This window comes from Polaribacter reichenbachii (assembly GCF_001975665.1).
In the GTDB taxonomy this organism is placed as follows: Bacteria; Bacteroidota; Bacteroidia; order Flavobacteriales; family Flavobacteriaceae; genus Polaribacter; species Polaribacter reichenbachii.
Genome location: NZ_CP019419.1, coordinates 3322985 through 3345468, shown reverse-complemented (window position 1 = coordinate 3345468; position 22484 = coordinate 3322985). Strand labels below are relative to the sequence as shown.

Below are 22484 nucleotides of genomic sequence, written 5' to 3'. Positions count from 1 at the left end.
AAAAAATGAAAACAAAGTTTTTGATTATTAGCCTTTTATTGACAGTAAATTTGTTCGCTCAAAATAATCTTAAGTTGGATATTGATTCATCAAATATTAAAATTAGTAAAGAAATTTATGGGCACTTTTCTGAGCATCTGGGAACCTGTATCTATGAAGGGATTTATGTTGGTGAAGATTCGGATATCCCAAATATTAAAGGGTATAGAAAAGATGTTGTTGAAGCTATTAAAGAATTAAAAGTACCGGTATTACGCTGGCCTGGAGGTTGTTTTGCCGACACTTATCATTGGAAAGACGGTATTGGACCTAAAGAAGATCGCCCTTCTATAGTTAATGTATTTTGGGGAGGCGTTACTGAAGATAACAGCTTTGGTACACACGAGTTTTTAGACTTTTGCGAATTAACAGGTATTGAACCCTATTTAAGTATTAATGTCGGTACAGGTACTGTACAAGAAGCTGTTGAATGGGTAGAGTATGTTACATCTAGCAATCAAAGCCCAATGACTGAATTGCGTAAAAAAAATGGACGTGAAAAACCGTGGGATGTAAAATTTTGGGGTATAGGAAATGAAAACTGGGGGTGTGGTGGTGATATGGCTCCTGATTATTATGCAAACCTTTTTAGAAACTACTCTTCATACATACGTGGAAACGATTTTCAGAAAGTTATATGTGGCCCTTCTGGAAATGATGTTGTATGGACGGAGACCATTCTTGAAGGGTTAAAAGGTAAAAACCACCTTGCTCAGGGAGTATCTATGCACTATTATACATTACCAACAGCCAATTGGAGTGAAAAAGGCTCATCAACCAATTTTGAAGAAGAAATGTGGTTTTCTACATTGCGCAATACTATGTATATTGAAGATTATATAAAACAACATCTTGCTGTTATGGATAAATACGATCCAGAAGGGAAGATGAAATTAATTGTTGATGAATGGGGTACTTGGTACGACAAATTACCCGGAACCAAAGAAGGCTTTTTACAACAGCAGAATACAGTTCGAGATGCTTTAGTTGCTGGTATTAACCTGAATATTTTTAACAATCATGCTGATCGTATCAGTATGGCAAATATTGCCCAGATTGTAAACGTATTGCAGTCGGTTATTTTAACTAAAGACCAAGAAATGGTCAAAACCCCTACTTACCAAATATTTAAAATGTACAATGTTCACCAAGATGCCAATCTTATTCCTATAAATCTTGAAACTGAAAACTATGAGTACAATGGCGAGGTTATTCCGGCTTTAACCGCGTCTGCTTCGCAGAAAAATGGCGTAACAAGTATAACCATAACAAATGCCAATCCTAATAAAGCAATTCCAATGGATTTGCAGCTAGGAAGGGATTTTAAATCAGTAAAAGGGAAAATAGTAACAGGTAAAGAAATTACTGATTATAACCACTTCGGCGAAAAGGAGAAGGTTTTTATATCAGATTTTAAGATTGGAAAAATAAAAAATGAAGTATTGGCACTCAAAGTACCTGCACACGCTGTTATCTTAATTCAGCTTCAATAACGTCTAGACGCGATAGTGGAATAGGAGGTAGAATTCAAGTGAAGTATAGTAAGTCTAGATTTTTGGTTCTTGGAATTTATCCTGAGCGTAGTCGAAGGGTCAATGGAAAAGAACATAAAAAAGCAAACTATCAAAACCAAAATGTATTTTGGTTGTAGGTAACTCGCGTAGCGAATAGTAAGTCTAGATTTTTTTGTTTCTCAATCCTGAGCGCAGTCGAAGGGTCATCAATGGAAAAAAGAAAAGAGCTAAACTTTGAAAGCTAAACTTAGAATTATAAACTCCAAAATTTGCAACTTTGCAACTCAGAAACTTTCCAAACTCAAAACTTTAAACTTTGAACTTTGAACTCTGAACCCAACACAAAAACCTTAACAATTAATTTGCTATTACTTAGTATATTAATATCTTTAAAAAAAATCTAAAAGCTACCAAAGCTAAGCATTACCCATATAGTTTGTATTTATAAACTGATAAAAGTTATGCTTATACTATAATTGGTAGTAATTTGAAAAATGACAATCAGAACACCAAAACTTAGTAGATTGAATAGAAAATTATTAAATACAAATTTAAGAACAATAATCTTGTTTTGTTTTTTGATATATGGACTAGCAATTTTTCAGGACTATCTTTTTTCAAGATTTAAATCGACTGGGTTTTATTGGTCGGACACAATGCTTTATAATACTTATTGGCTATTTTTTATTCCATTTATAAAACTTGCTAAATATGCTAAAATAAGAGTTCAGCCAAAAATAAAGAAAGCTAAAATACTTTATGCTTTTACATCTAGTCTTGTATTTACTGTTTTACATATTTCTTTTTTTTGTACCCTATTTATTATAGGGAGTAATCTAATTTATGAAATACCACATCGATTTTCAACAATATTTAAAAACGCTATTTCGAGTCAATCACAAATCACAATCTTAGTCTATTTTTTTCTTCCTTTTGTTATAGACTACCTAAACAGAAAAAAAAATCCAAACAACAAAGTTATGGAACAAAAATTTATAACTGTAAAAAACGGTACTCGAATAACAAAATTAGATTTATCAAAAGTCTTAGTCATTAAAACAGACAGACCATACACAGCAATATTTTCATTAGACCAGAAATTACTACACGATGAGAGTTTAAAAAAACTTGAAAGTTTATTAGACCCGAATACTTTTATTAGAGTTCACCGTTCAGCAATTATCAATAAAAACCATATTAAAGAAATTTCTTCTCGAAAAAATGGGGATTACGATGCTATTCTAACAAATCAACATTCTGTTAGATTGAGCAGACATTATCGTCCAAATTGGAACAATTTGCTAAACCACTAAGCAATAAAATCACTCGTTTAAGCCTATTTAACACCAATTCTATAATTATTACATTAAATTTTCTTGACTTTTGAGGTCAACTAAATTTAATGTAATGATTATTATAAAACACATACTAACGATTTGTATTGTAGTTTTCCTACTTTCTTTTAATGCTTGTTCCCAATCGACTAATAAGCAAAACAAAAATATAACAACACCCTTTTCAAACTTGAATAAGCCCAGTTGGAGCGGAGCATTCGAAGCCCCAAAAGATGTATCCTGGAGAACCACAATTCCACCAAAAAGCGAACCTGGAGAAAAACTTATTATTTCTGGAACAGTATATTTTCCAGATGGTAAAACTCCAGCTAAGGATGTTATTGTTTACGTGTATCATACAAACAACAAAGGAATTTATCCAAAAAAAGGGAATGAAAGTGGACACGGTAAATATCACGGATATTTGCGTGGTTGGATGAAAACAGATACTAATGGTAAGTATGAATTTGAAACTATACGTCCTGCACCATATGAAACTCACGATGGAGAACCTGCACATATCCATTATACTATTGAACACCCTGAATATCCTGAATATTGGCTAACTGGCTTGTGGTTTTCGGATGACCCAAGAGTAGCATCTTATTTGGATAAGATAGAAAGAGATGGCGGACTTTCCAATATTACAACACTAACCAAAGCTGATAACAACATTTTGAGAGGTTCAAGAAATATAATACTTCAAAAATTTACAGACTAAAAATATGGAAATAATAGAGTTATTTAAAAAATCGGTTGTGACTAGTTCTTCAAAGAGAGTAAGTTTCAGTTTACTTGTATTGAGAATTGGTATTTCAATTTCAATGATTTTTCTACACGGATATCCAAGGTTTATAAATTTTAGTAAAATCAGCTCAGAATTTGCAGACCCTTTAGGAATTGGAACTGAGACGAGTTTAGCTTTAGTAGTATTTGCGGAATTTTTTTGTTCCCTTTTTTTAGTATTGGGTCTTCTAACAAGATGGATTTGCGTTCCATTAATAATTACAATGATTGTAGCAACGTGGATAGTCAATGGTGGAAAAGACTTTATTTTTCAGGAAAAAAGTTTTATTTATTTAATTTGTTATATTAGTCTACTAATAAGTGGTAGCGGTTACTTTTCACTAGATTTTAAACTATTTGGGGAAAATAAAACTACTACCAACAATGGCTATAAGTAATTGCTTGTTCTCGCCTGCTTCTTAAAATCCTTGCGGATTTTCAGTTCGGTGTGTACTTGTAAAGTTAAGTGCTAAACCACGCAACTTTCCATAACACAACTACGTTCGTGCTAATTAAAACTAACCTAAATTCATTGCAACATTCTATTTTTAAATCAGTCTTTAAATAAAAGCAAATAAGAATGAAACAATTATTTATCACAATTTTATTTATATCACATTTAATTTGTTTTAGTCAAAATAAGTCCGAAATAGATTCGAAAATTAATGACTATATAAAGCACCTTATAAAAAGACAAGGAATACCAGGAGTATCTATAGCTGTAGTAAAAAATGGTGAAATAATATATAAGAAGAATTTTGGATATGCCAATATTGAACATCAAGTACCTATTTCTGACAATTCAATCTTTAGAGTTTACTCATTAACAAAACCGATTATCTCTGTTGGGATATTTCAGTTAATTGAAAAAGAAAAAATTAATCTTGATGATATTGTTTCAAAATACATATCTGACTTACCAGCTAGTTGGAATCACATAAAAATCAAACATCTATTATCACATTCGTCAGGACTTCCAGATATGTCACCAACTTCAGAGTTTAAAGACTTAACAGAAGAACAGGCAAAGAATAAAGTATTTAAGCAAGACTTCAAGTTTGAACCTGGAGAAAAATATGATTATAACCAAACAGGTTTTTGGATACTTCAAAAGATAATCGAAAACGTAACTGATGAAATTTTAGCTGATTATATTCTTAAAAATCAGTTTAATTTTGGCAAAAATACATTTTTCTCTTCTGATTCCAGAGATATAGTACTGAATCGTGTAACTCCTTATTTTCCGTTTGAAAAAGGGACATTGATGATTGACCATCCCTATTTGCAAGGCAGTTATGCACACTCCAAAAATGGGTTGAATATTACTTTGGACGAGTTTATCAATTGGGATAAAAAGCTAACTAAAGATGAAATCTTAGACAAAGAATCAATGAATGTAATGTGGCAAAGTTTTCCATTCACAAAGTCTAATAAAAGTTTCACTTATGGATGGGATAAGATTATGGTAAACAATTATGAGTCTTATGGTTTTTCAGGTTCCTTATGTACAGCTTACCGAATCTTCCCCGAAAAGAATTTGAGTATAATCTTTTTAACCAATGGACTTACTAAATGGTATAACATAGATAATATTGTAAATCATATTGCAAGTTTAGTGGATAGAGATATTTTAGACATCAATAATTTGGCATTTGAAACGGTGTTGAGAGCAACTTATGAAAATGAAGATTTTAGTTCTAATTATCAGGTAATTAAAAACAATCCGATTTTTGAAAATAATAATTTTGAAGCACACTTAAATGATGTCGGTTACTTTTGGCTTTTAGGTCTTAATAATTCTAAAAAGGCAATCCGTGTTTTTGAATTGAACACAAAGGAATTTCCAAAATCTTGGAACACCTTTGATAGTCTTGCAGACGCCTATGAAAAGAACGGAAACTTTGAAAAAGCAATATTCAATTATTTGAAAGCAATTAATTTAAATCCGAATGAAGAATATAAAACCAAAACAAAAATTAAAATTAAGAAATTAAGAGGATAAATAACTACCACCAACAAAGTGTAAAATTAATGGCTAGTTCTAGCCTACAATAGGGCTCAAGAACGAGATTACGGTTTTAAACTTTAAACGTTGTTCCTCTTGTTTTGTAGTTGGAGTGTATTTACCACGTTGAGGTAAACTACGCATAACGTTTTTTCCTCGCCATCGAGAACCTACTACGTTACCTACTTTTCCAGAGAATCCACCAAGGATTCCTTTTTCGAATGTTGCCATAATTGAATGGTTTTAAAAATTAATATGCTCCAAATCTAAAAGCTATTTTTCTAAAAACCAAGCACATGACACCAGTTGACGCTAATTGACATTACTTGGCGTTAATTGACATTACTTGACACTCAATGAACCCACCTGACACTGAATGACACTACTTGACATTACCTGAACCACTTTTCTTGATTTTAGGGGGTTTTGTTCGAGTCTTGTTCGGGTTTCCTTCGGGTGAGCGTTGGGTGTATTTTTTTTAAATAGATGCTTTTCCGAACAAGACCCGAAGCAAACTGGAGCAAAACATATAGAAAGGTGGTTTATTTGTGGCTTTTTTTAACCATTTGCTTGTGTTCTTGGTGGTTTGTTGCCTTAATTTTTTTGTTATTGGGCTATTTTACATTAAGATTTGTTTTATATTTAGGGTAAAATAGGAGGCTAGTTTTAATTTGATAAAAATTAAGCATAGACATTAGTTAGGCACAATTAGTGAGAACTCCGAAATTTAACTATGAAAATTGAATATAATACAAGAGTTTTACATTCCAATGAACTGCGAATTTTAAAAAGTCTGAAAAATAAAGCAGAAAAGAATAAAGGAGGTAAAATAAAATTCTACCATTATTTAATTGCTGGTTCTTTAGGAATAAGTTTGACTTACATTACATCAATAATTCCAGATAGTTTTTGGACTTTTCTTTTGGGAACATCAGCTGTCTTTGCTTTTGCGTTTATAGTATTTACACCTTACGAAGTCTATAAAATGAAAAAGCAGCATAAAGAATTTTTAAATCTACTGAATTCATTCCTTCACAAAGGAACTGTTGAAACTTGTCAAATTGAAAGTACAGTAATTGCAATTGCTCTAGAATATGAGGACGAAAATGATATGTATATTATTAAACTGAATGAAAACGAAGTACTTTATATTTGGGATACTGAATATAACTTAAATAGGAAATTTCCCTGCTTGAACTTTGAAATTTACGAAGAAGATTTTTTTAAAATAACTGGAAAACAAATTAATCCATTGAGTGAAAAAACATTACCTATAAAAATTGACAAGAAAGCTAAATGGAATTTTATGAAGAAATATGGTATTTATGGACATTTAGAAGTTGAAAAATATAATTTTGAAAAACTAATATTGAAATATAAAAACTGTGCCTAACACCGTATAAACTTTATTGCTAGTTTTGGCTCACTTGGGAAATTCCTTCGGAATTTCGCCGTTCGTGTTTTATTTAGTAAATTCATTGCTTAAACACGCCACTAATCATACACATCAACGTTACGTTTCTTAACTTTTAAAAGTTATTTATTATAGCCTATAATTGTATTGATTAAGCAGAGGTATTGTCAGTTTTTCTTATCTTTAGGCTAAAATTATAAAGCTATTACAAGAAATTACTAAAGTAAATACCCAATAACAACATTTGTATTGCTTTATATTCTTGAACTTAAAAAGGGGAGAGGTATATGAATAATTAAAAAAGTTAGGTTTAGCCTTAAGTTGGCATTAATTAAAGAAATGAACAAACTCAAAATCATCTTACTATTTACAATTGTCTTTTTGAGTTGTAGAAATGAAACCGAAAACACTAAAATGAAATTTTTAACCGAGGAAATCCCAAGCAATATACCTGTTGAGTTTAAACAAAATTTAATTCCTCAAAACAAGCTTATTCACAAAGGAATATTTAGTCCTGACTTACAAGAATATTATTATACTATTTCTGATAAAAACTTTGAGAAATTTGAAGTTTTCGTAATAGAAAAAAATCAAGAAGATTGGTCTGAACCAAAAAAGGCATTTTTTAGCAGTAAATATTCCGAACACGGAATGAGTTTTTCACCGAACGGAAATTCTCTTTATTTCAGTTCAACAAGACCAATTAATATTGAAGGAATTCCCCAAACTTGGCATATTTGGAAATCTGACAAAGTTAACGGAAAATGGACTAAACCAATTTTTGTTGACATTCCAAATTTGAGAAACAAATTAGTTTCACATCCTATAATTGCCAATTCTGGAACTTTATATTTTCACACAAGTAATTTGGATTATAGTGAAATGGATATTTATCACTCAAAAAATGTAAATGGAAAATTTGTAGACGCAGAAAGAATTAAAATAAAATCTAAATTCGGAAAATGTACGCCATATATTTCACCAGAAGAAGATTATTTGATTTTTGCTTCAATTGGAAATGAACTTGACTTGATGATTAGTTATAATAATGGAAAGGGCAAATGGATAGACACTAAAAAATTGAGTGACAAAATTAATAACAAAGGACAAGGAAATCCATATGTTACACCTGACAACAAATTTCTTTTTTATACAACTGGAGAACACCTAGAAAAGAATTGGAAAGTGAAATGGGTAAATATAGAATCTGAAATAAAAAATAACTAATGCCAACACCATATATAATTTATTGCTTACTTCTGGCTTACTTACGAAAGTCCTCGCGGATTTTCTATTCGGTTTTTATTTGTTAAATTAGGTGCTTAAACACGCCACTAATCATACACAACACGTTGTGGGTAATTTAAGAAAGATGAGGCATTCCAGTTCCAGTTTCAACAAAACTCTTTAAACTTTGAGTTACAAATCTTTCCCAAGCAGAAAAACAAATCTCATAACAGTTTAACTCGGGAACTAATCCATTATGTGCGAAATTTAGAATTGTTGCATTTTGACCTTTATCTTCCAAAACCCATTCAACAATAGTTCCTTCCCACTCTTTTTCAATTCCATCATAACCGTTGTGAATATGTTTAGCTTCAACACATTTCCATACAATTTTTGTATTTGGTTCAAATTCGGAGATTCTAAACTTCCAATAAGTACTATTAAAACTTGTAGTGAATTCATCACCAACTGAAGATACTGAATTATCTGTATTTCCCCACCATTTTTGGACGTGTTGTGAAATAGCATTGAATACTTCTTGTTTAGTTCCATTAATCGAAACCATTGTTGTGTATGACATAATATAATTTTAAAATATTAATAGCACTTGTAAATTACAAGTACAAATATACAAAAGAACTTTTATTATACAAGTGCATTTTTATATATTTGCATATGAAACAGATTGAAAGAAGGTCGGACTGTCCAATTAGCTTATCACTTGACATTTTTGGAGATAAATGGACTTTACTAATTTTAAGAGATTTTATTTTCTTTGACAACAGACACTTTAATGAGTTAGTAACAATCGAAAAAATATCAACAAATATTCTTGCTGACCGATTAAATCGCCTACTTAAAAATGATATTATAAAAAAAGAAGTTGATAAAAATAATAAATCCTCATATCTGTATTCATTAACAGAAAAAGGAATTGAATTAATTCCAATTGTTATTGAAATTTATAAATGGGGAGCGAATAATATTGACGGAAATAATGCTAATAGTGAATTTAAAAATGAAGTGAATTCTAATTTTAGTAAAGTGACAGCCGAAATAGTTGAACGAATAAAAACTACCCACAACACCGTATAAAATTAATTGCTAGTTAGAGTCTACTTACGAAAATCCTCTCGGATTTTCTTTGTCAGTAATTATTTATTAATTTTTGTGCTTAAATCCGCAACTTTTCCTACACAAACACGTTAGACATAAGTTAAAAAAAACGTGGTCTAAAAGGAAACTTATGAAATAGAGCGAGAAGTAATCTCTTTGCCATTTGCATACAATTTTCCCCAATCACAAAGGCTTTCTAAAATAGGAACTAAATCCAAACCTTTATTGGTTAAAACATACTCAATTCCGACAGGAACTGTATTTGGAATCTCATTTTTTACTAAAATGGCGTGAGTTTCCAATTCCTTTAATTGCCTTGCCAAAACAGTTTCCGAAATATTGGGCAACTCTTTTTGTATCAAATGGAATCTATTGTTGCCTTGAGAAATGGAATAAACAATTTGAGATTTCCAACGACCACTTATCATTGCAATTGCAGAATTCAACTCACAAACTTGAAACAGAAATTGCTCATTGGTATAATTTGTCGATTTTATTTTTCTCATAATCAATACTTTAATAGCTTACAATTTTGTTAGTTATTGTTTTAAAAACAGTTTTTTAAGACCTTTGACAAAAATACAAAAAATGAAAAATATCGTTTTAATTACAATTTCTATGGTTTTAACACAATCGCTTTTTGCTCAAAAAGTTTTTAGCATAAAATCAGATAAATTGGAAAGAAAAGTTCCTGTTCTCGTTCAAAAACCTGCAAATTATCAATCTTCAAAAAGTTATCCCTTAGTTTTTATGCTTCACGGATACAGCGAAAATTATGAACAATGGATTAAAACAACCGATTTGAAAAAATTGGCAACAGATTATCAAATGATTTTGGTTTGTCCAGAAGGATACGTCAACTATTATTTGAACAGTTCGAATTTAAAAGACTTTCAATACGAAGATTTCTTCTTTCAAGAACTTGTCCCCAAAATTGAGGAAAAATACGATATTGACAACAAAAATATTTTTATAACTGGTTTAAGTATGGGAGGTTATGGAGCTTTGAGTTTATTTATAAAACATTCCGACTTTTTCAATACAGCTGCTTCAACAAGCGGAGCTCTCGAATTTGATTACGAAAACTTCAAAAAAGTCAGCTTAAAATTCTTTGAAAGCGAACGAATGACAAAAGATATGGAAATGACATTGGGAAACCCAAAAGAAAATGATTGGAAAAAGTTTAGCATTTCGTCTTTGCTTGAAAACCAAAAGGAATTCAATAAAGGATTTTTTATTGATTGTGGTAGAGACGACCCTTTGCTCTCAAACACCTTACAAATTAAGGAATTGGCTTTGTCAAAAAAATTGCCGATAAGATTTTCAATTCAACCCGGAGAACACAACTCTGAATATTGGTCAAAATCCGTTGAATACCATTTTGTCTATTTCAAACAACATCTAAAAACTGAATAAAAAAACCTGTGGCTAAAAACGTATATAAAAAATAGCGGTTTTAGTACATAAACGAAAATGATTTTTATAAATGTAAGGATTAGTTATAATCCGAAAAGTTAGTGAATAAAACCCGCAACTTTCTTTACACAAAACCGTTACAACTAGCTCCCAAAGCGAATAACAAATCTAAAATATTATTCCTTAAAATTAATCCCAAACAAAGACAAAAGGGCAATAAATAAAAAGAAAAGGAATTAAGCTTTTAACTAGAACCCCCGACATACTATGGTTTACGTAGCAATTCAAGTCCTATGAAACGGCAAATGTCCAAAGAGTGAAGCGCAGTGGAACGGTCTGGACGCGATAGTGGAATAGGACGTAGAATTCGAGTAAAGTATAGTAAGTCTAGATTTTTGGTTCTTTTCATCAATGGAAAAGAACATAAAGAAGAATATATTTTCTAGATATTTTGCTTTTATCAATAGAAAAAAACAAAAGAATTAAACTCCAAACCCCGACATACTATAGTTTACGTAGCAATTCAAGTCCTATGAAACGGCAAGTGTCCAAAGCCTGTCCTCAACTTGATTGGGGAACTCAACGCAGTGGAACGGTCTGGACGCGATAGTGGAATAGGAGGTAGAATTCAAACTACCAAAACCAAAATGTATTTTGGTTGTAGGTAACTCGCATAGCGATATAGTAAGTCTAGATTTTTGGTTCTTGGAATTTATCCTGAGCGTAGTCGAAGGGTCAATGGAAAAGAACATAAAAAAAGAAAAAAACATCAACCAAATCCCAACAACAAACACAAAAACCTTAACAATTAATTTGCTATTACTTAGTAAATAAATATCTTTAACAAAAAAAATGTAAAACCTACCAAAACTAAGCATTACCCGTGTAGTTTGTACTTATAAGCGGATTAAAGTAATGCTTATACATCAACGTTGTGTGTAATGCAAAAAACGAACAGAAAATGAAAATAATAATTGGAGTTTTAATAGTTACAATCGGAATTTTAGCATTACTTAAAAAGAGAAATTTTGAAAAAATAAAAACCTATAAATGGGAAACTGAAAAGGAAAAATTTGAGAAAGATTTCACAGAAATATTATTGAAAAATCCGAATTTAGAATATTTAATTATTGAATTTGACTCTTATTATATTCAATACAAAGGTTTTGTTAAGAGTAAGGAATTTTACACAGAAATTGTGAGTAATGAATTTCTCAATGAAAATAAAAAATACTCTGAAAATAAAATTGAGGAAATTTTAAATCTTGAGTTTTCAAAACCGAATGAAAAAGATAACGAAGGAAATATTTCACCTAATTACTCAAAATGGTATAAATCTGAAACAAAAAATGAAATTGAATTTATTCATAAAGAACTAACTAGAATTTTGAAATCAATCTTTAATATGAAAAATGGAACTGAAATAAAAGTTAGATATTAAAAACACTACACACAACAACATATATAATTTATTGTTAGTTCAGCCTACTTACGAAAATCCTCGCGGATTTTCTATTAGGTTTTATTTGCTAACTTTAGTGCTTAAAAAACGTAACTAATCTTATACAAAACCGTTACAACATTGAATCCAAGAAAATAAAATTAAAAAATATTATTCCTTAAAATTAATCCCAAGCAAAGACAAATGGGCAATAAATAAAAAGAATTAAACTCCAAACCCCGACATACTATGGTTTACGTAGCAATTCAAGTCCTATGAAACGGCAAGTGTCCAAAGAGTGAAACGCAGTGGAACGGTCTGGACGCGATAGTGGAATAGGACGTAGAATTCGAGTAAAGTATAGTAAGTCTAGATTTTTGGTTCTTGGAATTTATCCTGAGCACAGTCGAAGGGTCAATGGAAAAGAACATAAAGAAAAAACAACTCCCAAAACAAATAATAAATCTAAACTATTATTCCTTCAAATTTACCCCAAACAAAACCAAAGAGTCAAAAAAACAAAAGAATTAAACTCCAACCCCTGACATACTATGGTTTACGTAGTAATTCAAGTCCTATGAAACGGCAAGTGTCCAAAGAGTGAAGCGCAGTGGAACGGTCTGGACACGATAGTGGAATAGGAGGTAGAATTCAAGTGAAGTATAGTAAGTCTAGATTTTTTTGTTTCTTTTTTCATCAATGGAAAAAAGAAAATGAAATAAAAGAAAACAAAATTCAAATAAAGTATAATAAATCTAAAATATTATTCCTTAAAATAAATCCCAACTAAAGACAAAAGAGCAAAGTAAACGAACTAAACTCAAAACTAATAACTCAAACCTTATTAACACTCCAAAGTCCCCTTGAACCCAGTAGCAAGGTCTTAAAAAAACCTCCAAATCCCAACACCCAAAAAAAGTTGGCTATTACTAAGTAAATAAATATCTTTAACAAAAAAAATGTAAAACCTACCAAAACTAAGCATTACCCATGCAGTTTGTATTTATAAGCGGATTAAAGTAATGCTTAACAATAGTTGGCAAACATTTAAAAAAATTCTGAAATTGAATTAAAAATTGAGACATATAGAAACATTTAGTGATATTAGATTAGAAAATCAATGTGCTTATTGCGGAAAACTTCCAGACACACGAGACCACGTACCTTCTAAAATTCTTCTTGGAAAACCTTATCCTGAAAATCTTCCAGTAGTTCCAAGTTGTTTAAAATGTAATAACGGGTTTTCATTAGACGAAGAGTATTTTGCTTGTTTGATTGAATGTTTAATTTCAGGTACAACTAATTTGAAAGGATTATCAAATAAAAGTATCGTAAAAACTTTAAAACGACAAACAAAATTAAAAATTCGATTGGACAATGCTTTTGTAAATGAAAATGGAGAATCATATTTTAAAATTGAACCAGAAAGAATTGAGAATGTTATCTTGAAATTAGCTTTTGGACACGTGAAATATGAAAATAGTGATAGACAATATGAAAAACCAAAACATTTAGGTTTTGTTCCAATTCATACTTTGACAGAAGAAGAGCAGAATTCATTTCTTTCAGTAACTGAATTACAACAATCACTTGAAATTGGAAGTCGAGCAATGCAAAATATGTATATTACTCCAAATGGAATTCCTATTGATAATTGGACAGTTGTTCAAGAAGGAATTTATCAATACTGTGTTACATCAACAACTGAAAATATAAAAGTGCGTATATTAATTGGGAATTATCTTGCGTGTGAAGTTTTATGGTGAAAACGACTTGCCAACAGTGTATAAACTTTATTGCTCGCTTTTAGCCCAATTACCAAAACCCTTGAGAATTTTCCATTCAGTAATTATTTACTAAATTAGTAGCTTAAACCACGCAACAAACCATATATAAACACGTTGTGCATAATGCGGAAATCGTTCTAAAAACAAACATTTTAACTAAAAAATCCAACCGCATAAACAGTACATTTGGTTTTTTTGCCGACACATAAGCCAACGCTAAAAAAACAAAAGAGCTGTTTCTTGCCAACGCTTTAATTAGAATAATTTATTAAATTTGTTAAAACTTAAATTTCTTGAAAAAACTAACCGTAATTGACTTTTTTTGTGGAGCTGGAGGATTCTCAGAAGGATTTCGACAGGCAGGATATGAAATAATACAAGGTTATGATAATTGGCAACCTGCGATAAACACGTTTAATCATAATTTCAAAACGGAATCATCTGTAAAAAATATTTTAGATTTTAAAGATTCAATCGATGAAATAGATAATTTGCCCAATACTGATGTGATTATTGGAAGTCCACCTTGCGTTTCATTTTCAAGCTCTAATATTTCTGGAAAAGCCGACAAAGAATCGGGTGTTACTTTAACTAAAGTCTTTCTGAGAATAGTTGCTGTGAAAAAATTTCAAAGAGATTCACAGTTAAAAGCTTGGTATATGGAAAATGTATCAAACTCAAGAAATTATTTAGCTGATTACTATACATTCAAAGATTTAGGCTTGGCAAAATGGGCAAAAGAAAATCGCTTAAGCCCAAATAAGAAAGCTATAATATTAAAAGATAACCAACCATTAATAAATTCAGCTGATTATGGTTCTTATCAATCACGTAAACGTGCTATTTCAGGAGAATATATAGAAAAAAATAAGCTAATCATACCAAAACCAACACATTCCAAAAATGAAAAGTCTGGGTTAGAAAAATGGAAAAGCTTAAAAAACCTTCTTGCTAAAATTCCAAGACCAAACTCAACAATATTTGAAAAAGAAATTCAAGATCCAATATATCCATCTATAAAAATAGCTCAATCAAATCTTACAGACCAATTTTACGATACAGGTTTATACAAGAGTGAGTGGAGACAATCAAAATATCTCAAAACTAATCATCCCTATATGGGAAGAATGTCATTTCCTGAAAATCTAAATAATCCAAGTAGAACTGTTACAGCAACAAAAAGTGGAACTTCAAGAGAGGCTATAATTTATAAATCCGAGTATAATAGAAAAGGAAACGGTGAGTTCAGAAACCCTACTGTAAGAGAAGCAGCAAGTATTATGGGCTTTCCTTATACATATCAATTTATAGGTTCTGCTAATAACAAATGGCGACTTGTAGGTAATGCAGTTTGTCCTTCTGTTAGTCGAGCATTTGCAAATGAACTTTTACATCAACTAAAAAGACCACAACTTAAAGATTACGTTTTAGAATTAGAAACTAATATTAATAGTGATTATAATTTAAATACATTTTCGGAAAATTCTTTTGAGAATCAACCTAAAAGAAATAAAAAATCAAGATTTAGAAGACACGCAATTAAAGATGGTAATTTAACTGTGACTCTATCAAATTACAGGATAGATCAAAATAGCAAGACTAAAAATAAATGGTTTACTTCAATTCAATATGGAACAGGAGAAGGCTTTCCAATTCAAAATGTTCAAAACAATTATTATCACAAATTAGAAGATGAAATAAAAACATTTAAAGGTGGAAAACAATTTATTAAAATAATCAACAATGGGTTTTCTGAGTTAATTGGTTCTAAATCCGACTTACAATATATGTATGAAGTTCAAAATTCTATAGATAATTTGATGGAACCAACTGAGTTAATTGAAAAATTAGCTGAAATCATAAAAAAAACAGATTTATCAACAGAAATCTTTGAACAGAAAAACAAAAAAATCTTTAAAGAAAAAAGTACAATCCCTAAGACTCAATTATTAGCACTTTATGCTATTAACAAAATATCTTCAACTGCAAATAGTAAATAGTTTATGAACAAGAAAATTAGGATTGACAAAATTCAATCAGTTATAGACAGAAATAAAGACAACAAAGATTTATTGAAGCAAGAAATAATGTGGGAAGATAAATTAGAATCTATGGCTGTCTATAAGATTCCACTTGAATATTTGGTTTACAATAAATTTAACGGTAGAATTTTAAGTCGTACAAAATCCTTAGAAAAACAGAAGCATTCAATTGATGTTGAGACAGATGAAGGAAAGGCAAAAATTGAGCAATTATTATGGGAATCTAAAGAAGATAGAAATAAAAAAACGCTTTCGAGCATTTCGAAATTCGGCCAACAAAGAGTTGGCATAATAACAAAAGATGGAATTATTATAGATGGAAATAGGCGAGCAATGCTTCTAAATCGTATTCCAGAATATGACTATTTTAAAGCAATTATCTTACCTGTCACTCTTGAAGAAAACCCAATAGAAATTGAGAAGTTGGAAACAACTTATCAAATGGGAGAAGATGAAAAGCTTGGTTATAACCCTATCGAAAAATATTTAAAAGCTAAAACTATATTAGACAAATTGAAGCCAACAATTGGAGAAGATGAGGCTATTAAGAGAATTTCAGATTGGATGGGAGAAAAGACATCTAAAGTGAGAGAATATCTTGGTGTTATTGATACAATGGATGAATATTTACAGACATTAGATTACGATGGAATATATACTCAGTTAGATGGTCGTGAAGATCAATTCATAACATTAACTAATTGGATAAATAATTATTACAATAGTGAAAGTAAAAAGGCTGGATGGGCATATTCAAATTTAGATGTCGATGAATTAAAATCTATTGCATTCGATTATATCCGTGTTAAGTATGAAGGTAAAGAATTTAGGCTTTTAGCTCACGGTCTTAAAGAAAATCATTTTTTCGGCGATAAAAATATTTGGTCAAGTTTTAGTTTGGAACATTTTGATAGCACAAACGAAATTAAAGAAATCGAAATCAATTACGATTCACCAAACTTAAAGTCCCATCTTGACGATAGAGACACAAAGTATAAAGAAAAAGTTAAAGATTCTTTTAAAGAAAATGTACGTAAACACAATCAAAAATTACAATACAACAGAGCTGCAGACAAACCTGGAAAAGGTGTTCAAAATAGTATTGATTCTTTTGATTCTATAAATAAAGGACATAAGAATTTTTCAAATCCAGAAGTTCAAGATTTAGTTGAAAAATTGGGAAATAACGTTTTTGATTCATTAAATAGAACTTCCCCTAATCGTGTTTTATCACACATAGTAGGTTTATTAGAAAAAATTGATATTTCTAAAATCCCAGAAGACGAAATAGATGATGCAAAAAAGAAAGTGAAGAAAATTCAGAATCTTGGTTATTACTTATTTAAATAATAATGAGAAATATTCAAGTAGACATTTTATGCAAGGAAGAGAATTCATTCTATGTTTTATCTGGTTCAACAGACTATATTTTAAATAATAAAAGATTATCAATTTCATTAAATAGATTGAACTTTAAGAAAGATGAAAATAATATATTAATTCCTTTCGAAGAAGTCTCACAAGTTCAAGTTCTTCAAGAAATTCAAAATTTATTAGCGCGAGTCGGTATAGAAACACAGCTATTAGAAAATGTTGCACAAGCTGTAAAAAGTTTTGATAGAGAGGAAAAACTATTTGCTGAATTTGAAGAAAATGCAAATTCTATAAGAAACAATGAATTCAAAGATAATCCAGAATTAGTAGAAAAATTTACTGAATTTAAAAATTCAATTGATAAGAATTTAGTGAGAACTTTATATCCTTTGCAATTGCTTTCTTCCTTTCATATGGCGTTCGCTCAAAACTCTTGTAATTTTGCTGTTCCTGGTGCTGGAAAAACGTCTATAGTTTATGGTGCATATGCATATCTTAAAAATCTACCTAAAGATCATAGACAAAGAGTTGATAAATTATTGGTTATTGGTCCATTGTCATCATTTGCACCTTGGGAAAATGAATATAAATCTTGTTTTGGCTTCAGCACTTCTTTTCAAAGATTGTCAGGAGATAATACTATTTCTAAAGATGAAAAACTTGAGCACCTTTATTCTGGAAATCCCGCAGAAGTAACACTTATTTATCACGGAGGAGTTCCGAATTTACAAAACAGTATTACTGACTTTCTAAAAACCAATCGAACAATGGTTGTGGTTGATGAAGCTCATCGTATTAAAAATCACGAAGGAGTTTGGGGAAGAAGTGTTACAGAGATTTCTAAAGAAGCTATTTCGCGCGTTATTTTGACAGGAACACCTGTTCCCAACGGTTATCAAGATATTTATAATTTATACAAATTTATATACCCTTATAAATACAAAGAAATTTTAGGTCTTCACTACCAAAATCTTCAAGATTTAACTGTAAATAGCATAGCAGAAAGTAATAAAGTGGAAGAACTAAAAAATAATATCTCGCCCTTTTTCATCAGAATAAAAAAAGAAGATTTACAACTTCCTCAAGTAATTGAAAATGTTATTGAAGTTCCTATGGACTCACACCAAAGGGAGATTTACGACTTTATTGAAGAGCAATACATTCAAGATTTTAGAGAGAATCAATCTGCCACAGTTAAAGATGTTTTAAATAGGGCGAAACTAATTAGGTTAAGACAAGCATCAACTAATCCCTCATTATTAAGTAAAACATTAATTGATTCATTGGAGCAAGGAGGAGACTTCTCAGATCAGGATCCCAATACAAGTTTTACATCAGGATATGACGAGTTTGTTAGTGATGCAGAATTTTTTACCAAAATAGTAAACTATCACAAACTTGCTGTGCCAGAAAAATTTAATACAATACTTAATCTTTTAAATGATGTAATTTTAATTTCAGGCGGAAAAGCTATTATTTGGACGATATTCATTCAAAATGCAAAAGAATTAAAAGTATTTTTAGAATCAAATGGTATCAAGTCAGAATTATTGATTGGAGAAATTCCTCAAGAATCTCGTGAAATAACAATTGAAAAATTCAATAATCCTAAGAATATGGATTTTCAGGTAGTAATCGCAAATCCATTCTCTGTTGCTGAATCTATTTCATTACATAAAGGTTGTCACAACGCTATATATCTTGAAAGAGATTATAATGCATCCAATTTTATACAATCCAAAGATAGAATTCATAGGGTTGGTCTTGATGAAAATCAAATCACTTATTATTATTATGTCATTTCTCAAAATTCTATTGATTCAGTAATTAATAATAGACTGAATGATAAGATTGAGAGGATGGAAAAAATCATTAATGATGATATTCCTTTATTTTCAAGAATTAACGATAATGATGAAACTGATATTATTAAAGCTCTTTTAAAAGACTATGCTAAAAGATCTTAGAAAATTTGATAATCTTGGTACGCCAAACTTTTTCTTTGAGTTATTAACTACACTTAAAGATTCTGAAAAACAAAAATGGAGAATTGGAGATATAAACCAGCTCTTTTTTAACAGAGTCATTGACAATCATTCAGTTTTTGAAGGTTGCATTTTACTTGCTTTTCGCATAAATCTAATTATCGAAGTTAATGGCAATATAGAACTCGATCAGAAATTTGAGAATTATTTAAACAGTAAGAATCAAATGAATGATAAATTTGTAGAACGTCTCTTTTTAAGTCTTGAATCAGTTAATGAAATTTACGAAATTTTTAGTTCAGAAAATTTTTCTCAAGATATAGTTTACCAATCGTTACAATTAAAGAGTTCTGCTTTTGGCTTTAAGTATAGTAACTTAAAACAACTCTTAATAGATTTTAATGTTTTGAAAGTTCATCCTACAAATGAAATTAACAATTTAATCATAAATACACGCTACAAAAAGATTTTTGATAAAGTAATTCTTCCTCAAATAAAGAAGAGAAAAATAGGCATAGAAGAGTTTAAAAAATTAATGGAGCAACAACAAATTTATGGAGAAGAAGCTGAAAAATTTGTTTTAAAATATGAACATAATCGATTAAATGGTGTAAAAGAAATTCAATGGATAGCTGAATATATTGTCAATGCTGGTTATGATATCGCTTCATTCAACACAGTTCAAGATGAAAAGCCAACACGTTTTATTGAGGTCAAATCTTATGAAGGAGAAAGTCCTTATTTTTTTTGGTCAAGGAATGAAATGGAAGTTGCTAAAAGAAAACTTACTGAATATTGGCTATATTTAATAAATAGAAAAAAAATTAATCAAGAAGATTATGAACCTTTGTGCATACAAAATCCCAGCGTAGAAATTTTAAAAAATGCTCAATGGGACAAGTCTATTGACAAATATAAAATTATGTTTAATGGTTAAGCCAACGCTTAAAGCCATACACATTTGCAATTCACTCAAGTCAAAAATTGCAAAAGAGTATGTATTTGCCAACGCTACAAACAGAATAGAAAATAAAGTACGAAAACACAACAACGTAATAAAAAAAAGCGTTTTAATCGCTTAATCAAAAGAAATGAATAAATTAAAGGTCTGTTACAATCCGAAAAGTTAGTGCATAAAATCCGCTATTTTTAATACACAAAAACGTATAAATAACTCTCATAAAAATAGATAAGTCTAAATTATTGTTCATTCAAATTAATCCCAAACAAAGACAAAAAAGCAATAAAAAAAGCAAATAAAAGCTAAAAATTCAGAAAATAAATAAAGCACAAATGCTCTAAATTATTGTTTCTATATAAAATAAATCTCAAGCAAAATCATCAAAAAATAGAAGAAAAACCACCAAAAAACACCCAAAAAACCTCCAAATTCTTCAACAATTTTAATTTTTAAAATGTAAACTCCAAACCCAAAAAAAACACCCCAAAAAAGCACCAAAAAAACGGCAAAAAAATACCCAAAAATAACACTCAAAATCAACAACATAATACCACTCCCATAGCAACGTCATATCAACGTCATATCAACGTCATAGGAAAGCCATAGTAAGCCACCTCAAAAAATACCCCAAAAAAGGCCAAAAAAAGACCAAAAAAGCACTTCAAAAACAACCTCAAAAAACAACCACCAAAAACACTAAAATTTTTTGACTTAAAAAAAGCATTTTTTTCCAACCAAAATAAATCAAATAAAGGTACTTTTTAATACAATTTTTATAATTTCAATGCAATACGCAAAAACCTAAATACAAAACATCAAGTTTTAAAATCCCAAAAATAAAAACTATCAAATTCATACTATAAAACGTAAAAAAATAGCAGAACAACAGATATTATCTTAATAAAACGCATAAATCACTAAAAAATAACAATTATATTTGTTTTATAATAAATTTTGTTATATATTCGTCCCACTTTTAATTGCTATACATTTCTTACACCCAATTAATTACGTTACAACGTAATACCGGATATCCTATATCATTAGACTAATGAATTTTAAAGAATTTGTAAAAACTACAAATTTATTTTATCAATCAGATGGCTATAATTTCTAGGCTTACAAAAGTAGTAGAAGTAAAAAAGAATAGCAATCACAATACACTTATAAAATGGCAAAACAAAAAGGCTTTATCAAGCTACAAGGGTCTTTGGGTGGATTAACTTTTTACGAAAGTGGTGGCAATAGCATTGTAAAAACCACTGGAGGAGTAGACAAAAGCAGAATCAACTCAGATCCAAATTACAAAAGAACACGAGAAAACATGTCAGAATTTGGTGCATCCGCAACAGTCGGCAAAGCACTAAGACAAGGGTTTAGTTCTATTATCAAAAACATTAAAGACAGCACCATAACCGGTAGAATTACCGGCATTATGAAACGTGTCAATTCGCTAGGTTCGGGTTTACGTGGGCGTCGAGAATTTGAAATTTTAGATAATAGCGAAGTCTTAGAAGGGTTTGAGTTTAATAGTAAAGTACCATTAAGTACTGTCTTTTACCCAGAATATACAGCACCAACCTTAGATGCTAATCGAAGCATTGCTACTTGGGTGGTGCCAGACTTTAATGCATCCAATTTCTTAAGACCACCAGAAGGGGCAACGCACTTTAAACTAATTTTAGTAAGTACTGTATTAAGTAACTACACTTACAGTGCTGGCTTAAAAAAGTATGAACCTGTAGCGCCAACAGAAAACAAAGTCAACGGTATTACATACAGCAACGCTTTTCCTGTAGTAGGAGAGCTAGGGGCTGTCACAACCTTAACCGTAGACTTAGGGTTTAGCAGTCCGCTGCCAAATACTGTAGGCGTTATTATGGCTACCGGAATTATATTTTATCAACAAATAAATACAGAATTATATGAATTATCAAGTACCAACGCAATGAGAATAAGCGCTGTTGGGTAACAAATGCAATAGCATAAAAGTAAGTACAAGGGCGTTAAATACCTTAGTATTAAAAGTAAGAGGTAACTGGT

The 22484-nt window shown here is 30.3% G+C and carries 19 protein-coding genes; 16 read left to right on the top strand and 3 right to left on the bottom strand.

Translation table 11 applies throughout. The annotated features are described in order from the left end of the window. The first annotated feature begins 5 nt into the window (after positions 1 to 5). The 5 genes from BW723_RS14210 (at position 6) to BW723_RS14190 (ending at position 5675) form a co-directional block, all read left to right on the top strand. Positions 6 to 1532, top strand: a complete 1527-nt coding sequence (locus BW723_RS14210) for an alpha-N-arabinofuranosidase (RefSeq protein WP_076686404.1) — start codon at positions 6 to 8, stop codon at positions 1530 to 1532. A 545-nt stretch (positions 1533 to 2077) separates the two neighbouring features. Beyond that, positions 2078 to 2866, top strand: a complete 789-nt coding sequence (locus tag BW723_RS14205; RefSeq protein ID WP_162274043.1) for a LytR/AlgR family response regulator transcription factor — start codon at positions 2078 to 2080, stop codon at positions 2864 to 2866. A gap of 211 nt (positions 2867 to 3077) precedes the next feature. After that, complete coding sequence (locus BW723_RS14200) at positions 3078 to 3608, top strand: dioxygenase family protein (RefSeq protein WP_068359631.1); 531 nt, start codon at positions 3078 to 3080, stop codon at positions 3606 to 3608. Positions 3609 to 3612: 4 nt separating this feature from the next. Next, positions 3613 to 4071, top strand: a complete 459-nt coding sequence (locus BW723_RS14195; protein ID WP_068359629.1) for a DoxX family protein — start codon at positions 3613 to 3615, stop codon at positions 4069 to 4071. Positions 4072 to 4253: 182 nt separating this feature from the next. After that, positions 4254 to 5675 (top strand): serine hydrolase, encoded by a 1422-nt coding sequence (locus BW723_RS14190; RefSeq protein WP_068359627.1) that lies wholly within the window; start codon positions 4254 to 4256, stop codon positions 5673 to 5675. 39 nt (positions 5676 to 5714) lie between these two features. Here BW723_RS14190 and BW723_RS14185 read toward each other — a convergent pair whose 3' ends face one another. Next, entirely contained in the window at positions 5715 to 5909 is a 195-nt protein-coding gene (locus tag BW723_RS14185) for a DUF6266 family protein (protein ID WP_068359625.1), read from the bottom strand. Positions 5910 to 6411: 502 nt separating this feature from the next. On the opposite strand from BW723_RS14185, the gene BW723_RS14180 reads away from it, so the two are divergent. Together BW723_RS14180 and BW723_RS14175 are read left to right on the top strand one after the other, a co-directional pair. Continuing rightward, on the top strand, positions 6412 to 7071 hold the full coding sequence (locus BW723_RS14180; RefSeq protein WP_068359622.1) for a hypothetical protein: 660 nt from the start codon (positions 6412 to 6414) through the stop codon (positions 7069 to 7071). Positions 7072 to 7506: 435 nt separating this feature from the next. Continuing rightward, complete coding sequence (locus BW723_RS14175; RefSeq protein ID WP_068359620.1) at positions 7507 to 8319, top strand: TolB-like translocation protein; 813 nt, start codon at positions 7507 to 7509, stop codon at positions 8317 to 8319. A gap of 136 nt (positions 8320 to 8455) precedes the next feature. On the opposite strand, the gene BW723_RS14170 is transcribed toward BW723_RS14175, so the two are convergent. Continuing rightward, the gene (locus BW723_RS14170; RefSeq protein ID WP_139059093.1) at positions 8456 to 8899 is read right to left on the bottom strand and encodes an SRPBCC family protein; all 444 of its coding nucleotides are present in this window, start codon (positions 8897 to 8899) and stop codon (positions 8456 to 8458) included. 95 nt (positions 8900 to 8994) lie between these two features. Between BW723_RS14170 and BW723_RS14165 the strand changes: the two genes are divergently transcribed. Continuing rightward, positions 8995 to 9414: a winged helix-turn-helix transcriptional regulator gene (locus BW723_RS14165; protein ID WP_083139681.1), complete on the top strand. Its 420-nt coding sequence runs from the start codon at positions 8995 to 8997 to the stop codon at positions 9412 to 9414. 149 nt (positions 9415 to 9563) lie between these two features. Here the strand turns inward: BW723_RS14165 and BW723_RS14160 are convergent, their stop codons facing one another. Then, positions 9564 to 9941: a winged helix-turn-helix transcriptional regulator gene (locus BW723_RS14160; RefSeq protein WP_068359614.1), complete on the bottom strand. Its 378-nt coding sequence runs from the start codon at positions 9939 to 9941 to the stop codon at positions 9564 to 9566. A gap of 82 nt (positions 9942 to 10023) precedes the next feature. Here BW723_RS14160 and BW723_RS14155 point away from each other — a divergent pair, with 82 nt between their 5' ends. The 8 genes from BW723_RS14155 (at position 10024) to BW723_RS14115 (ending at position 22413) form a co-directional block, all read left to right on the top strand. Then, on the top strand, positions 10024 to 10851 hold the full coding sequence (locus tag BW723_RS14155; RefSeq protein ID WP_068359692.1) for an alpha/beta hydrolase: 828 nt from the start codon (positions 10024 to 10026) through the stop codon (positions 10849 to 10851). 961 nt (positions 10852 to 11812) lie between these two features. Then, a complete protein-coding gene (locus BW723_RS14150) occupies positions 11813 to 12292 on the top strand; it encodes a hypothetical protein (RefSeq protein WP_068359816.1) in 480 nt (159 codons plus the stop codon). A 1076-nt stretch (positions 12293 to 13368) separates the two neighbouring features. Beyond that, positions 13369 to 14058: a hypothetical protein gene (locus BW723_RS14145; RefSeq protein WP_068359818.1), complete on the top strand. Its 690-nt coding sequence runs from the start codon at positions 13369 to 13371 to the stop codon at positions 14056 to 14058. A gap of 314 nt (positions 14059 to 14372) precedes the next feature. Continuing rightward, complete coding sequence (locus BW723_RS14140) at positions 14373 to 16079, top strand: DNA cytosine methyltransferase (RefSeq protein WP_068359820.1); 1707 nt, start codon at positions 14373 to 14375, stop codon at positions 16077 to 16079. Between the two features lie 3 nt (positions 16080 to 16082). Continuing rightward, complete coding sequence (locus tag BW723_RS14135) at positions 16083 to 17471, top strand: hypothetical protein (protein ID WP_068359822.1); 1389 nt, start codon at positions 16083 to 16085, stop codon at positions 17469 to 17471. A 2-nt stretch (positions 17472 to 17473) separates the two neighbouring features. Beyond that, positions 17474 to 19462, top strand: a complete 1989-nt coding sequence (locus BW723_RS14130) for a DEAD/DEAH box helicase (protein ID WP_068359824.1) — start codon at positions 17474 to 17476, stop codon at positions 19460 to 19462. Beyond that, positions 19446 to 20417 carry a protein NO VEIN domain-containing protein gene (locus tag BW723_RS14125; RefSeq protein WP_068359826.1) on the top strand — a complete coding sequence of 324 codons (972 nt, stop codon included), beginning with the start codon at positions 19446 to 19448 and terminating at the stop codon, positions 20415 to 20417. Before BW723_RS14130 ends, BW723_RS14125 begins: the two co-directional genes overlap by 17 nt. A gap of 1195 nt (positions 20418 to 21612) precedes the next feature. Beyond that, a complete protein-coding gene (locus BW723_RS14115; RefSeq protein WP_068359830.1) occupies positions 21613 to 22413 on the top strand; it encodes a hypothetical protein in 801 nt (266 codons plus the stop codon). Positions 22414 to 22484: the final 71 nt, after the last annotated feature.